The organism is Mesorhizobium sp. P2_F5 (genome assembly GCF_056403715.1).
Window position 1 is genome coordinate 16,518 of sequence record NZ_JBFUEY010000029.1, and the last position, 14,436, is coordinate 30,953.

Consider the following 14,436-nt stretch of genomic DNA (forward strand, 5'->3'; position numbering starts at 1 on the left):
CGATCGGGGAAGCAGCGGTAGCCGAAACGGGGCAGGGTTCCTCGGCCATGGTGCGTGCGCTGCTCTACGCGCTGCTCATCGCGGTGAGCTTCATCATGCTCTATCCGATGCTGTGGATGGTCGCGAGTTCGTTCAAGCCGGACAACGAGATCTTCACCTCGACCTCGCTCATCCCGCAAGACTTCTCGATTGATGCATACCGGCGCGGCTGGAGCGGCCTGAGCGTCGGTTTCGGACAGATGTTCCTGAACTCGCTGGTCATCTCGGTTCTGGTCGTGATCGGTAACCTGTTCTCCTGCTCGATGGCCGCCTATGCCTTCACGCGGCTCCGCTTCAAGGGGCGCGGCTTCTGGTTCGCCTTGATGCTCGGCACGCTGATGATGCCGCAGCATGCCTTGCTGATCCCGCAATATGTGATGTTCCTGAAGCTTGGCTGGGTGAACACGATCCTGCCTTTGGTCGTGCCGAAGTTCCTCGCCATCGACGCATTCTTCATCTTCCTGATGGTGCAGTTCTTTCGCGGCATTCCGCGCGAACTGGATGAAGCCGCAATCATGGACGGCGCCGGGCCGCTGCGCATCTTCCTGAAGGTGATCCTGCCGCTTTCGATGCCGGTGCTTGCGACCGCCGCGGTGTTCTCCTTCATCTGGACCTGGGACGATTTCTTCGCCCCGCTGATCTATCTGAACGACATCCAGAACTACACCGCGCAGCTCGGGCTTCGCACCTTCGTCGACGCCACCGCGCAGTCGGACTGGGGCGCGTTGCTCGCAATGTCGACGCTGACGGTGCTGCCGATCTTCATCCTGTTCATTCTGTTCCAGCGATTGCTGATCGAAGGCATCGCGACGACGGGCATGAAGCGATGACCGGCAGCCTGGCAAGACGAGCCTTTCAACGAGGTGACATGACATGACCACGCTGTCCCTGAGCAAGGTCCAGAAACGCTTCGGCGCCGCCGAGATCATCCGCGGCGTCGACCTCCAGATTGGCAGCGGCGAGTTCGTCGTCTTTGTGGGGCCATCCGGATGCGGCAAATCCACGCTTTTGCGCATGATTGCCGGTCTTGAGCCGATCTCCGGCGGCGAACTGTCGATCGGCGGCAAGCGCATGAACGAGAAGGCGGCTGCCGAGCGCGGCATCGCCATGGTGTTCCAGTCCTATGCGCTCTATCCGCATATGAGCGTCTACAAGAACATGTCGTTCGGGCTCGAGACGGCGCGCATGCCGAGGGCCGAGATCGACAAGCGCGTGCGCAAGGCGGCCGACATTCTGCAGATATCGCAATTGCTCGACCGCAAGCCCAAGCAGCTTTCCGGCGGCCAGCGCCAGCGCGTCGCGATCGGCCGCGCCATCGTACGCGACCCGAAGATCTTCCTGTTCGATGAACCGCTTTCCAACCTCGACGCCGAGTTGCGGGTTCAGACACGCGTCGAAATCGCCAGGCTGCACGCCGACATCGGCGCGACGATGATTTACGTCACGCACGACCAGGTCGAGGCGATGACGCTGGCCGACCGCATCGTCGTGCTGCGTGCCGGCGTCATCGAGCAGCAGGGCACGCCGCTCGAAATCTACAACCGGCCGGTCAATCGTTTCGTCGCAGGCTTCATCGGTTCGCCGAAGATGAATTTCCTTGACGTTCGGGCGGGCGCGACGGGCAGCGATGGTCTGGCTGTCGATCTGGCCGCGTCGACAGTGGTGGTACCGGTCACGGGTACGCCCGCTCCAGGTGACATGCTCAGCCTCGGCGTGCGGCCGGAGCACATACGCATTGGCGAAAGCAGAGGAGTGAGACTCGGCACGCTGACGGTCGTCCATGTCGAGCATCTCGGCGGCCAGACGATCGCCTATGGTCGGCTGGCTGACAAGCAATCGATGACGGTCGCACTTGAAGGCCAACAACGAATTGCCGCCGGCGATGTGGTGGACGTCTGCACCGGGTCCGAACACTGCCATCTCTTCGACGGCGAAGGTCGCCGCGTCGACAGCTGAAACAACCAAGATCCATTCTTTCAGGGAGGAAAGCATGCTCAACAGACGCGAACTTCTGCGCAACGGACTGCTGTTTGGCGGTGCCGCCGCAATGTCTCAGACGCCAATCCTGAAAGCGCTGGCGCAGGATGCGACCATGCGCCTCTATTGGTGGGGCGCGCCCGCCCGGGCGGAGCGCACGCTCGGCGTCGCCAAACTGTTCGAAGCCGCTCATGCCGGCGTAAAGATCAATGGCGAGGTCGGCGGGGCCGACTATTGGCCGAAGCTGACGACGATGATCGCCGGTGGCAACGCTCCCGACATATTCCAGTTGGAGCCGGGCCGTTTCGCCGACTACAGCCGTCGCGGCACGAACCTGCCGCTGAACGATTATCTCGGCAAGGTCATTCGCACCGACAAATTGGACAAGGGTGTGCTCGATCTGGGTACGGTCGATGGCAAGGTCACCGGGATGCCGCTCTCGCTGAACGCCTTTGCGCTCCTCTATGACAGCGAAGCCTTCAAGCAGGCCGGCATTGCGCCGCCATCGGCGAAAACCACCTGGGATGATTTCGCCAAGACCTGCGTCGAACTGACCAAGGCCATCGGCAAGAAGAACGTGTGGGCCGTCGGCAACGCCTGCCGCTACAACTATGCCTTCAACGCGTTTCTGGTGCAGCGCGGCAAGAAGCTGTTCAACGAGGACGGCAAGATCGGCTTCGATGCGAATGACGCCAAGGACTGGTATGGCTACTGGGACAGCCTGGCCAAGAATGGCGGCTGCGTGCCTGCCGAGATCCAGGCGCTGGACAAGCTGCTGGTTGATTCCAACCCGCTGTCGACCGGCAATGCGGTGATGGCGATCGCCTTTTCCAACCAGTTGCCCGCCTATCAGGCCGTCACCAAAAACCCACTCGAAATCACCTCATTGCCTATTCTGTCAGAGACGGCGCCGTCGGGCCTGTTTTACCGGCCGGGTCTGCACTGGTCGATTGCCAGCACCGCAAAGAACCCGGATATCGCTGCCCAGTTCATCGACTTCTTCGTCAACGACATCGAAGCCGGCAAGGTGCTGGGCGTCGAGCGCGGTGTTCCCGTCAATCTCGACGTGCGCAATGTCGTCACCCCCACAATCGATGCGGTCGCCAGGAAGACGGTGGACTACATCGCGGCCATCGCCGGCCGCGTCGGGCCTTATCCGCCGCCGGTACCGCTGGGCGCTTCGGAGTTCGAGGAGCGCGCCTTCCGTCCGATCGCCGACAAACTCGCATTCGGCCAGTTGACGCCGGCCGACGCCGCCGACCAATTGGTCGCCGAGGCCGGACGCATCCTCAAGGGCTAGGGGTTCTTGGCCCCTGACCGGCGCGGCGCGCTACCTCCCAGTTGGCGCCGCACCAACTTTTTTGGCACAGCAGGCAGCTCATGCGTGACGATATCTACCCCGATTCCTTGTTCCGACCATGGGCGGGCAATCCACTCGAGACCCGGACCGACGTCGAAGCGGCGCTGAAGGCCCTCGCACTCCCCGTCGAAAAATGCCGCTCCAAAGGCGGTGCGCGCATACGCATCGAGGCGACGGCGGCTCATTTCGGTCAGGCGGCGGCTGACCTTGAAGGCTATTCCCGCCTGCTCTGGGGCCTGGTTCCGGCGCAGGTCGGAGGCGCCGACTGGATCGATTGGTCGCCGATCGCGCGCGGCCTTGCGGCGGGGACTGACCCCGGCCATCCCGAATACTGGGGCACGCCCGGCGACCGCGACCAGCGGCTTGTTGAACTTGCGGCGATCGGTTTTGCCCTGCGGCTCGTTGCCGACAAGATCTGGGAGCCGCTCGACGCGAATGCCCGCGCCAATGTGGCGGTCTATCTCCGCCGCGGCCACGAATGTGTGTTTGGCGGGAACAACTGGAAGTTCTTTCGCCTGCTGATCGGCATGGGGCTCAATGCGGTCGGCGCCGACCACGATCGCGGCCTGGACGAACAATACATCGCCGAGCTCGAGGCCCTGTACCTCGGCGACGGCTGGTACAGCGACGGCGACACGCGACGCGCCGATCACTACATTCCGTTCGCATTCCACTTTTACGGCCTCATCCTCGCCGTGCTCGACGGCAGCGGCCACACGCATGCCTACCGTCAGCGCGCCAGGTTGATCGCCAACGATATGACCCGCTGGTTTGCCGACGACGGCCCGGCGCTCGTCTTCGGCCGTTCCATGACATATCGTTTTGCGATCGCCGGCTTCTTCGGCGCTCTCGCCTTCGCCGATGAAGAGGTGCTGCCGTGGGGCGACCTCAAGGGCTTCTATCTGCGCAATCTGCGTTGGTGGGCGAAACAGCCGATGGCCGCCCGGGATGGCATCCTCCCCGTCGGATACGGCTATCCGAACCTGCTGATGTGCGAGCCATACAATTCGCCGCAATCACCCTACTGGGCGTTGAAGGCGTTCCTGCCGTTGGCCTTGCCTGCCGAGCATCCATTCTGGGCGGCGAGGGAACGGAACTGCCCCGAACGGCAAGGTGTCTCCGTCCAGATCCACGCCGGGATGATCATCGCCAATCCGCCCGGCGATGCGATCGCGCTATCAAGTGGCCAGCAAGTGGGGCCAAGCGATACATGGGCCCGTTTCGGTTCGCAAAAATACTCGAAGTTCGCCTACTCGGCGCGCTACGGGTTCAGCATCGAGAGCGATCAAACCCGTTTTGCCGATGCAGTTCTCGACAACATGATCGGCTTCAGCGACGACGGCCTCCATTTCCGGATCCGCGAGGACAATGAGGAGGCAATGGTTGCCGACGGTGTGCTGTTCTCGCGCTGGCGGCCCTATCGGGACGTCAAGGTCGAGACCTGGCTGTATTGGCTGGGCAATTTCCACGTGCGCGTCCACCGTATCGAGACGCCGCGTGACCTGCGCACGACGGAAGGCGGTTTCGCCATTCCGCGCATGGACGGGTCGGCCGGTGCATTTGAAGCGTTGAACGGTTCGGCAATCCTTGAGACCCCTTCGGATCTCTCCGCCCTGATCGACCTTTCACCATCGCTCCGGCGCGCCGGGAAGGTGCTCATGGCCCAGCCCAACACCAACCTCGTTGCGCCCAAAACCTGCGTCCCGCAGTTGACGATCAAAATTCGGGCGGGCCGCAGCGTATTGAGCTGCGCGGTGATCGCGCTCGGCAACCCCACCGCCGCGCGCGCGGCACTTCAGGCCTTGCCGCCGAAACCCGATCCGCGCGCTCTTCATGCACTCGTCGCGGCTAAGGGGAAACCGGTCACGCTGATGAGACGCAATTAGGTGGTCTGGGCGCTGAGGCGTTGAACCAGGGAGGCCATCCTGATCACGGTCGCGCGGTCGCCGTCGGCGTCTACAGCTACCTCGACAAAGCTTCGAGCTAATCCGCGCCGCGTTCGCCGCCGATGCCAACCTCGCGTGGCTTGTTCAGTTTTGTCGCTCGCAAGCAGCTATGGCTTCCACGGCTGGCAGCCAGACCTCGCACACGATCGCAAGGGGCACGCGCGGCAGAAGTCATGAATCGGCATCGGATATGTGTGGTGCCTTCCGCCGAATTGCTCTACCTTCGATGGAATAAGGAGCTATACTAGTTGGACCGAACTTGCTCGTGAGTGAGTACCCGCTGGAGCATCGAAGAAGTGAATAGCGCACGTAGTCTTCCTCTTCTGATCGCGCTCGCCGCGATATCTGGCCAAGGCAGCACATCGGCCAGTGCGAACCAGACCGCTCCGTCTCCTTCAATTGAGCGGCTCGAAACAATTCGGGCTCGTTATCTCGAGGCGATTGGTCACGAAACGTCGTCAAAGGACAACGCCACAACTCATCTTGCGCAATTCTCGAATTTTCCCAATTTCCCGAATTTCCCGAATTTCCCGAACTTTGCCAACTTTCCCAACTTTCCCAACTTTCCCAACTTCCCTAACTGGTTCAATGGCTGGAGCAACTTTTGAAAGCCGGTGCCTAACTGGCGCCACGCGTCTGCTGATCATGCAGCCGACGGCGTTCTGTAACGTCGATTGCGATTATTGCTACCTTCCGCTCCGGAACGATCGCCGAATCATGAGTCACGACATTGTCGCTGCGGCTGCGCGCTTCGTGTTTGAGGGAGGGTTGAATGCGCCAGATTTCACCGTCGTGTGGCATGCCGGCGAGCCCCTTGTCGTTTCAAGGTCCTGGTATCGCGAAGCCTTTACGAGGATCGCGGCGGTGGCCCCTCCAGGTCTGACCGTTCCGCACGCTATTCAGACCAATGGCATGTTGATCGATGACGCCTGGTGCGATCTTTTCCTGGATCACGGCGTACGAGTCGGAGTAAGCATTGACGGTCCGGCCTTCCTGCATGATGCACGCCGCCGCACGCGCTCGGGCAAGGGCACCCACGCCGCGGCGCTCCGTGGGCTGCGCAAGCTCATGCAACGTGGTGTATCGAGTCGTGTCATCTGCGTCATTACAGATGCAACCTTGCCGCATGCGCGTGAACTAATCGCTTTTTTTCACGATGAGGGGGTTAGTGATCTCGGCTTCAATATCGAGGAGGTCGAGGGTGCGAATGCCTCATCAAGTTTGGCCCGGCCAGGTGTGATCGAGGACTTCCGCGCGTTCTTCGAGGCCGTGCTGGAATCAGCAGAGAGCGCTAACCCACCCTTGCGAATTCGTGAGTACCGGAACATGCTGGCCATGCTCAAGCATCCGGCCTTCGGCCACCTGAACGCAAATTCCCAGAACATGCCTTTCGCCATGCTGACCGTCGCAACGGGAGGAGAATTATTCACCTTCTCGCCGGAACTCGCCGGGCTGTCGAATCAAGGTTACGACGACTATGTTATCGGCCGTCTGCCGCAGTCCCGGCTTGAGGACGTGCTCGCGGAGCCAGCGTTTCGCAGCATGCTGCACGACATATGGCAGGGTATCGCGCTTTGCCAGGAAAGCTGTGCCTATTTCAAGGTCTGCCTGGGCGGCTCGCCGGTCAACAAGATGTCGGAATGCGGGAGTTTTGTGGCGACTGAAACGCTCGCCTGCAAGCTGGCCAATCAAGTGATGGCGGACGTGTCCCTTGAACGGCTTGATGGCCAGATTCCAGAGATCAAACCAGAATCGAAGTTTCAAATCCAATTTGGCCCGACGGTTTTGAAAGACCATGGTCCGTAATAGAGGTCCGTAATAGAGAACAGTCCCGTTAACCTCTCGAAGCAACCCTCACAAATCGATATCGCTCTATTTTGCCTCTACGCTACCCACTTTGCAGTGCAAGTTTTTACAGGGGGAGCTCCAGTTTATTTTACTTAAGTCAGCACCGTTCCAACTATTTTTCTGGATTTCCGCCAATTTCGAGTCGTCTAGCAGGTACCGCCAAAATTGTCCCGCATCGTCCTTAAGTATCAAGTAGCCATTTGAAGTAATCATTCCACCCCTGATCTGTGTCGATGAAAATTCCCGAATTTCAGCGCGAACTATCTGTTCGCGAGTCTTGTCAGCAAAGCGTAATTGAAAAGAAGTAGCGCAAACAACCCCTTTTTCGTTGCAATTTGGATTTCCTTCAATCTTCTTATCGGAGGTCACAACGACGTTATAATTGTCTCCAGCATACGTCAGTGGGCCAATTATACAGCTAGGTTCACCTAATTGTTTGACGCAATCGCTGACATCTCGCGGCGCGGCTTCCTGGAAATCATCTACCCCCGCAGTCGTTATACAACTGGGTTCACCTGATTGTTTGGCGCAATCGCTGACGTCTGGTGGCGCGGCTTCCTGGAAATCACCTACCCCCGCAGCCGTCCACAGCGTGAAAGATTTCTTTTTGTCGCTTGTTAGGATTTGAAAGCCAACCCAGTGCCCGTCCTGAACGAAACTGATTCGATTAGGAGTTTGATCTCGCACCGCGGACAATGTGTCAGAGAACATTTTGAAGAGATCGGGGTAAATGTCCGTGCTACGATCACCGTCGACGAAAAACCGGTTCGTCCCAACGGTTACGAACTGGCTGGCGTCGTGAGTCAATGATTTGGGCACAGTTTTCACCTCGATGGCTCTAATGGCGGGCCACTGAGCGACAGGCGTGCCGTTATTCAAGGCGACCATCCATTCTAGTTGCCATCTTCCGTCTGGCGACGTGCAGACCACAGATCCGGGCTGCCACTCTTCTCCATTTCGACCTTGAAGATTCGAGTCCAGTGGGCGGAAAGTCTCGCCCGCGACTTGGATGCTTGGCTGCCAGAATCTCCTGTTGCCTTGCGCAAACGGAGCCCAAGCAACCGTCCCGTCAGTTGAGATTCGAAGTGGTTTTTCTCTGGCCGGATCTATGCAGGGCGCATCCTCAGGACTAAACTCAGTGTTTCCTGTCATTGAGGGTCGAAGCCAGATCTTGCCGCCGAGATCCAATCGCCACTTCCCTTCAATGTCGAAAAGCGCCTCCGTTAGAGGTTTGCGAAACTCTGGCTGCAGGCCCGAGTCTTTCTTATTTTTCTCCAAGACAATCATAAATGCAGCAAAGCTCTCGATTCTACTTCTATCTAACTCATTTCTGTATTTTGGATTGTTAGTAGGTAGCCTTATCGTGTCACTAGCAATACTTTGAAGATTAAATGTCATCCTAACATTGTCCAGGACCTTCTCTCTCTCTAACGTTGCTTGGTGTCTATGGTTGTTGTCGCGAAGGGCGAAACCTGAGATCGCTACGCCCGCTAACGCCACAACTATCAACACCAGGCGATACCGATTAAGTGGATTGTTTCTAAATCGTTCGGCGTCTTTGGCCCGATCTTCGATGCGCGCCACTTCATCGGCTCGGTCCCGCCCGGGGGCCACATCTTTGACACCGCCCTGCTCGCGCGCGATATTGTCATTGTCGTGAAGAGCATCGCCTGCCCATGCCCGGCTGAAGGTAGCGTGCGGACCAAAGACATTGCTGAGGAACTCGTCGGCCGTCTCCGTTCCGATTTTGTCGGAGGCCTCCTTCAGATCGGTTGCGGAGAAGAAGTTGTTGAGCCGGCGCCTGATCGATGAAAGAATCCCCTTCTTCTTGGCTTGAGCGGGCCGTATTTGGTCGTCGATTGACCGCAGTCGGGTCGTAAGCGACTTGGCTTGGTCAACCCAAAGGGCGTACGTGTCCCAGTTTCGAACCAGCGCTTCGTGGTTGATATCAAAGGATTGACCGTCAGTGGTCTTCTTGGCGTTGATCAGTGTAGCAGCCACGAACTTTGCCAACCCGTCCTCCAGTCCCGTCTCGATGGACTTGCGACGCCCTGGTTGCCGCTCAACCAGGGCGCTCGAGTTGAGCATCTTCTCGATGGTTGCAAACCGGCGACGAACGATCCCCTGTTCGTCGAGGACGGCGAGATTGGAAAATGCGGCTTGCATCAGCTGGCGTGCCTCCCCCGTGCCAATTCTTGCAGATTTGCTCGCCACGGCCACGGCATCGTCGAGAACCCGTCCAGCGTTTTCGTTCAGACAGCCCGCGAGCCGCCTTTCCAAGCTCCAACCCGGCACTGCCTTGAGGTCTCCAGGCTCGATCGAGAAGGAAGCCCTGTCCGCGCTGCGCTCGGTCGCTTTAGCCCATAGCAGCGGCAACAGGTGCTGCAGCAGTGGAAGACGATCCGATTCATGCTGAACCGCGGCGACGTCGTTGAAGGCTTTCAGGAGTTCGCCCAACGTCTCTTCGGCAAACGGCCCGCGGCCGGATGGCCCCGGTTCCAAATCCGCCGCGCGCAGCACCGCGCGGGCCGGCTCGACTATGATGTTCCTGATCTCGAAATCGGCCACCAGGTCGATGAGATAGGTCGAGCCGTTCATCGCCTCGGCCACGCCCGGAATCTCGCTGCAACGATGCAGCCACTCGTTTCGCATCGTGGCGATCAAGAATAAATTGTCCGGGCGAAACGTCTGGATGCTGGTCACCAGCGACATGACCATGTCCAATCCCGAATCTTTGGTCCCGGCCGGAAGCGAAAAGACCTCCTCGAACTGATCGATCAGGATCAGCAGATTGGCCTTTCCGGAGCGTGGTCCGGCAGCGAGCGTCTCATCGAGCGTAACGATTGATTGCTCGGCAAATTCGAACAGCGATCCGATGTCGAATATCTGATCGCTGAACAGAAGTTCGCGGAGCTTTTCCTTGCACCGCACTTCGACATTCTCGTCGACCTGAAGGGCGGGAGAGATTTTCAGCGTCGCGCTGACGGCTTCGAGGCGCCTGAGCCTTTCCGTGTCGACTGCCGTTGGCGGCTGGACCTGAGGGCCCGGTTCCATGGCGGTGGCCACGGGAGCCGGAAGCGCCTTCAGCAACGGCTGGAAGAGTTGGGAAAAGATCGCCTCGAACAGTTCCTCGCTCGGATTGGTCCGGGGCCGGAACTCGATCGGGTACCAGGCGCCGCTGCGTTTGGGTATGGGCGCGGTGCTGTTGAGCTTGGGAAGCAGGCCGGCGCGAACGAGGGAGGATTTTCCACTTCCAGACCCGCCAAGCACGACAAGCAGATTGCGATCGGCGAGAATATCGCGCAGCTGGCGCGCCTGGACTTCCCGGCCGAAGAACAGCGAGGCCTCGTCCTGCGTGAAACTGCGCAAACCGGGATAAGGGTTCTCTATCACTGTTTTGGCTTGCCTTTGACCAATTGCTGCACCAGTGCGCTCAAGGCGCTCTTGTCGGCGGCGTCCGCGTTAAAGTCGCTACTATCGCCCTTGGCGACACGAAGCGGGTTCCAATCGCGTAATATATTGCCCTTATCCGCGAGGTCTTTCTGGAACAGCGCGGCGCCCTGGGTCAAAATGGCGATGCGGATGACCTCAGGGCCACTAGCCTCGAGGCGCCTCTGGTCAAGTGTCCAGTTGATCTTGTCGCGGAACTGATCAAGACGAGACTTCAGCTTCTCACGCAGGTCGATGCCAGCAGTGATCGGAAGGTCGTCTACCGCGACGATAGTCAGCTGGTCGTCGCCGAAATTAGGCAGTTCCCTGAATGCCCTCAAGCGAACGAATGCCTTTCGGTCCTGCACGGACAGACTTTCGGTAATCGTATCGCGCAGCATGCGGATGAGGGCGGGCGGGCGTTGTTCGCCCAGCGCCTCATGAAAAACCACGGCATCCGGCGCCATAAAGCGCTCCAGCCATTTGACCAGCTTCTCCGGCTGGGCGATACGCGTCTCGATATTGTCAAGGTCGTCGCTGGCATCATTGCCAAGCTTCCAAGGAGGACCCTGCGGACGCCACAGCACACTGCGGCAACCCGAAAGAAGGTCGATCACTGCTTCATTGGAGGCGAATACCGATCGAAGGGATCTTTCCAAATCCAGGGTGACTTGCGCGGTGTTCGTTTCCGCTGTGCCGACCGTGCGGATGAAAATCGGGTCCTTGGCGAGAAGGCCGCTCGGCTTCAGGCCTGCGTTTCGCCAGCCATCTTCCCAATAGTTGTATCCAATCCCGCTCCTCTTCAGCGCGGCGATGAGATCCTGAACCGACGTTGCTGTCTCTGAAGGTGGTAGACCCTCTGGTTCGCCCAACACGATGACCGGAACAGCCGATTGGCGCCCAGCCATAGCCGCTACCGAATTCGGGTTATCTTGGCCATTCGCCTGCGCATACTTACTCGTCAAATCGTAGCCGATGGCCTTGACGCGAAATTCAACCTCGGCCTCGCGAGAAGAGCCGCCGAAAAAAATGGGGTTTCCGTCCGTGTCGCCAAAAAACGATTCGGCTTCGACGACATCCCGCGAACTGACGGTTCGAAGTCTTTCTTGCACCCATTGAAAGGCGCCACGAGTCAGTGAAACAAGCACCACCCTGCGTGGCGGCGAGAGTTTGTCCAATGCCAGTTCGACCATGCTCAACGGCGGGTCTGTCACACCCTTCTGCGTGCCAAAATTGGCCAGCAACGCGACGATAACGGGGTTGTTGTCGATGTCGGCGGGTGTTAGAGGGCCGGTTTCCCAGGACCCGGTAATTTCCCAGCCCTCCATGACGTCCTGGAGATATTTCTTAACTTCAGGAGCGAACCGCGCATCCATTTTGCCGTTGGCCAACAGCAGTTTCCGGATGGGCGGCGGTGGTGGAGGATAGGGAGGTAGAGACTTTATGCTAAGTTCATCGAGGATTCTATTGATCGTGCTATCGAGTTCGTCGTTGTCCGGATATTCCAGTTTAAATTCATTCAACGCCGTGTAGATTTGTTGCCCATTTAAATATTGAAGGAAATTAATTACTTTTGTGGCAAATAAGCCGTTGGCCGGCGTTATAGCATCGAGGGACACTCCGACTCTCAAGAAGACGAAATTTGCGAACTGTTGATCTGGGAGCGCCCCCGAGAAATTCGTAACGATGAGCGGCTGGAGTCTTGCGATTTGCGCGTTTGTGAGCATTTGACTACTCCTGCAACATCTCTGTGATGCCGCCACTCTTTAAATCTGACACGATATGGCTGAGCGGGACTGCGGTGTTGTAGGGCTGCTGCTCTAGTTTTGTATCGGAGCGTGTGCCGTTATGCAGCGCGGTTGCCGCAAGATACGCATCCAGCACCAGCGACCCAGAGGAACCCGGTTGCGTTGCCGCGGTATGCTTGGTCCGGCTGCCTGTCTGGTTCGGACCCAGCACTGTGCCGATGGCAAACTGAAGTTCGCCTCGCATGGGATGCTGCAGCACCATCAACGCATTGTTGGTCACTGGTTGCGGCATTGATTCGAGAAGCTGGATATGTCCTCGGGTCTCTCCTGGCATTGCTCCCGCAACAGGATCATTGCCGACCTTTTCGGCCAGCCTGACAAGCGCGTAGTCGAGCTCGTTCATGGCGGGTTCGCCCTGGCCGCCGAGAATCTCTATGCCTCCTGGCGGACTGGACCGCAGCACGGGCGATGCACCCGCGACATTCGCGGAACAGACCCGACCCCCGGCATCTTCCGCAGCCGCGCGATCAATCAGATCGAAACGGAAACGCAACTCACCGGCGAGACGTGACTTCGAGGCGGCGGGCGCCTCCTCCACGCGCTTGACGACGTGCCAATTCGTCAGGACCAGATCCGGCCCGACCAAGAATCCCGTGCCGACGCCTGGGGGATTGAGATCGGCGTAGTCGATGCGGCAAATGCTACGGAGACGCCTGTTCAGGGCCTGCAGATTTAGCGTTGTCCCTTTACCCGGCAGAATTTGCTGAAGCTCGGCTTGGACCTTGGCAGTCAGGTTTCCACCGCCCGCCGCTAGATCCTGCAGCTGTCGTGCTGACGCTGTAGAAAGACTGTCTCGCAGGACCTCCTGCAGCTCTTCCGAGTCAGGTTGATCCTGCTGAAGGGCGCCAATCAGGCCTGGAAGCCAGCCTTGGTTGTTCGCCGCCCGAAGCAGATCCGTAACCTGCAAGTTGAAAGGTGCGTTAACGATGACGTAGTTATAAACCGTCCGGTTGGGAAAATAGCTGGTAACGGCGCCGTCAAGTAAGGCCAGCGAGCCGGTAGACCCACCGTATGTACTAACGACGGCGTCATTGATCTTTCGGAGATCCGGCCCGCTTAACCGCAGTTTCACAGGACGCTCCCATCATTTTTCCGTTTCTCGTGCGGCTGCGCCCACAATCCGGCATCGCCGCCACGGGCGCCTCCGGTAATCGCGATGGTGAATGTGTTTCCATAGGGCACCGAAATTGTTCGCGCCGGGATGGAAAGGCGATTGCCACAAAACGATCGACGAACGGAGATACACATTTCGCCCCCGCGAAAACTGCTGACCATGCACACATTCGTGAGAAAATAGTACTATGAGATAGTAGCAAAGGCGAGTGGGATTTTGATGCTGCAATCGTGCTGGTTTGGTTCAAGTACCATGTGGAGAAAGTTGTTGAGGTTGGATGTAGCCGTCGTGCTATCAGATTCATCACGTATTTTGATAATATCGAAAAATTGAACGTTAATCTGGTTAAATTCTTGTCGCGGAGTGGCGCATGCGACCTTCCGAAGCAACGGCGCCAAAAAAAGCATTTCTATGGTCTGGAATTTCCATGCCTGGGCGTCGAATAGCGTGATGCCAGGGGTTGGCCAAAAGGAAAGGGTTGCTTTCCGGTGACCCCTTGAGGTTCATCGGCCGTTCCGACTGCAGCAAGCCTCGATAGCCTTGGTTACGAGACAGTCAAGGGCGTTGAGCACTTTCGCCTTCCGGTCCTGTCAGGTTTCACGCGTGCATAACAGTGTAAAGGTAGCTCTCTCAAATAAGCCACGGCGCTTGGTGGACGTAGACCACTTCCAAGACACCGTATCTGCTCGGCGAAGCCCGTGCACCGAGGGATCGAAACGCAACGAAAAGTGTCGTATTCAGATGTAAATTCGCCTGATCTTGGCATGGGCTACGATTTGAAGTTAAGAAATGCAGACATATCAAGTACATAGACTGGCTATTGCACCCATGATGGATGGGGTAGATAGATAAGTAATATCAGATAGTTGCGGGATGCCGTGTGCAAAAATCGCACACGAAAGTTCTGCTTCTCTT

Annotated in this window: 9 protein-coding genes; 6 read left to right on the top strand and 3 right to left on the bottom strand. The window is 58.2% G+C overall.

What is annotated here, in order from left to right:
- Positions 1–47: 47 nt before the first annotated feature.
- From AC1DYO_RS28460 to grrM, 6 genes are all read left to right on the top strand, one after another.
- On the top strand, positions 48–869 hold the full coding sequence (locus AC1DYO_RS28460; protein WP_477267744.1) for a carbohydrate ABC transporter permease: 822 nt from the start codon (positions 48–50) through the stop codon (positions 867–869).
- A 43-nt stretch (positions 870–912) separates the two neighbouring features.
- Positions 913–1,995: an ABC transporter ATP-binding protein gene (locus AC1DYO_RS28465; protein ID WP_477267720.1), complete on the top strand. Its 1,083-nt coding sequence runs from the start codon at positions 913–915 to the stop codon at positions 1,993–1,995.
- A gap of 34 nt (positions 1,996–2,029) precedes the next feature.
- Positions 2,030–3,316: an ABC transporter substrate-binding protein gene (locus AC1DYO_RS28470; RefSeq protein ID WP_477267721.1), complete on the top strand. Its 1,287-nt coding sequence runs from the start codon at positions 2,030–2,032 to the stop codon at positions 3,314–3,316.
- 80 nt (positions 3,317–3,396) lie between these two features.
- On the top strand, positions 3,397–5,262 hold the full coding sequence (locus AC1DYO_RS28475; RefSeq protein WP_477267722.1) for a DUF2264 domain-containing protein: 1,866 nt from the start codon (positions 3,397–3,399) through the stop codon (positions 5,260–5,262).
- Positions 5,263–5,591: 329 nt separating this feature from the next.
- Positions 5,592–5,930 carry a hypothetical protein gene (locus AC1DYO_RS28480; protein ID WP_477267723.1) on the top strand — a complete coding sequence of 113 codons (339 nt, stop codon included), beginning with the start codon at positions 5,592–5,594 and terminating at the stop codon, positions 5,928–5,930.
- Between the two features lie 37 nt (positions 5,931–5,967).
- Positions 5,968–7,128 (top strand): cyclophane-forming radical SAM/SPASM peptide maturase GrrM/OscB, encoded by a 1,161-nt coding sequence (gene grrM / locus AC1DYO_RS28485; RefSeq protein ID WP_477267724.1) that lies wholly within the window; start codon positions 5,968–5,970, stop codon positions 7,126–7,128.
- Between the two features lie 66 nt (positions 7,129–7,194).
- On the opposite strand, the gene AC1DYO_RS28490 is transcribed toward grrM, so the two are convergent.
- From AC1DYO_RS28490 to AC1DYO_RS28500, 3 genes are read right to left on the bottom strand one after another with little or no spacing between them, the layout of a single operon-like run.
- The gene (locus tag AC1DYO_RS28490) at positions 7,195–10,563 is read right to left on the bottom strand and encodes an nSTAND1 domain-containing NTPase (RefSeq protein WP_477267725.1); all 3,369 of its coding nucleotides are present in this window, start codon (positions 10,561–10,563) and stop codon (positions 7,195–7,197) included.
- The gene (locus AC1DYO_RS28495) at positions 10,560–12,326 is read right to left on the bottom strand and encodes a hypothetical protein (protein ID WP_477267726.1); all 1,767 of its coding nucleotides are present in this window, start codon (positions 12,324–12,326) and stop codon (positions 10,560–10,562) included. Before AC1DYO_RS28495 ends, AC1DYO_RS28490 begins: the two co-directional genes overlap by 4 nt.
- Before the next feature lie 4 nt (positions 12,327–12,330).
- Entirely contained in the window at positions 12,331–13,479 is a 1,149-nt protein-coding gene (locus AC1DYO_RS28500; protein WP_477267727.1) for a trypsin-like serine peptidase, read from the bottom strand.
- Positions 13,480–14,436: the final 957 nt, after the last annotated feature.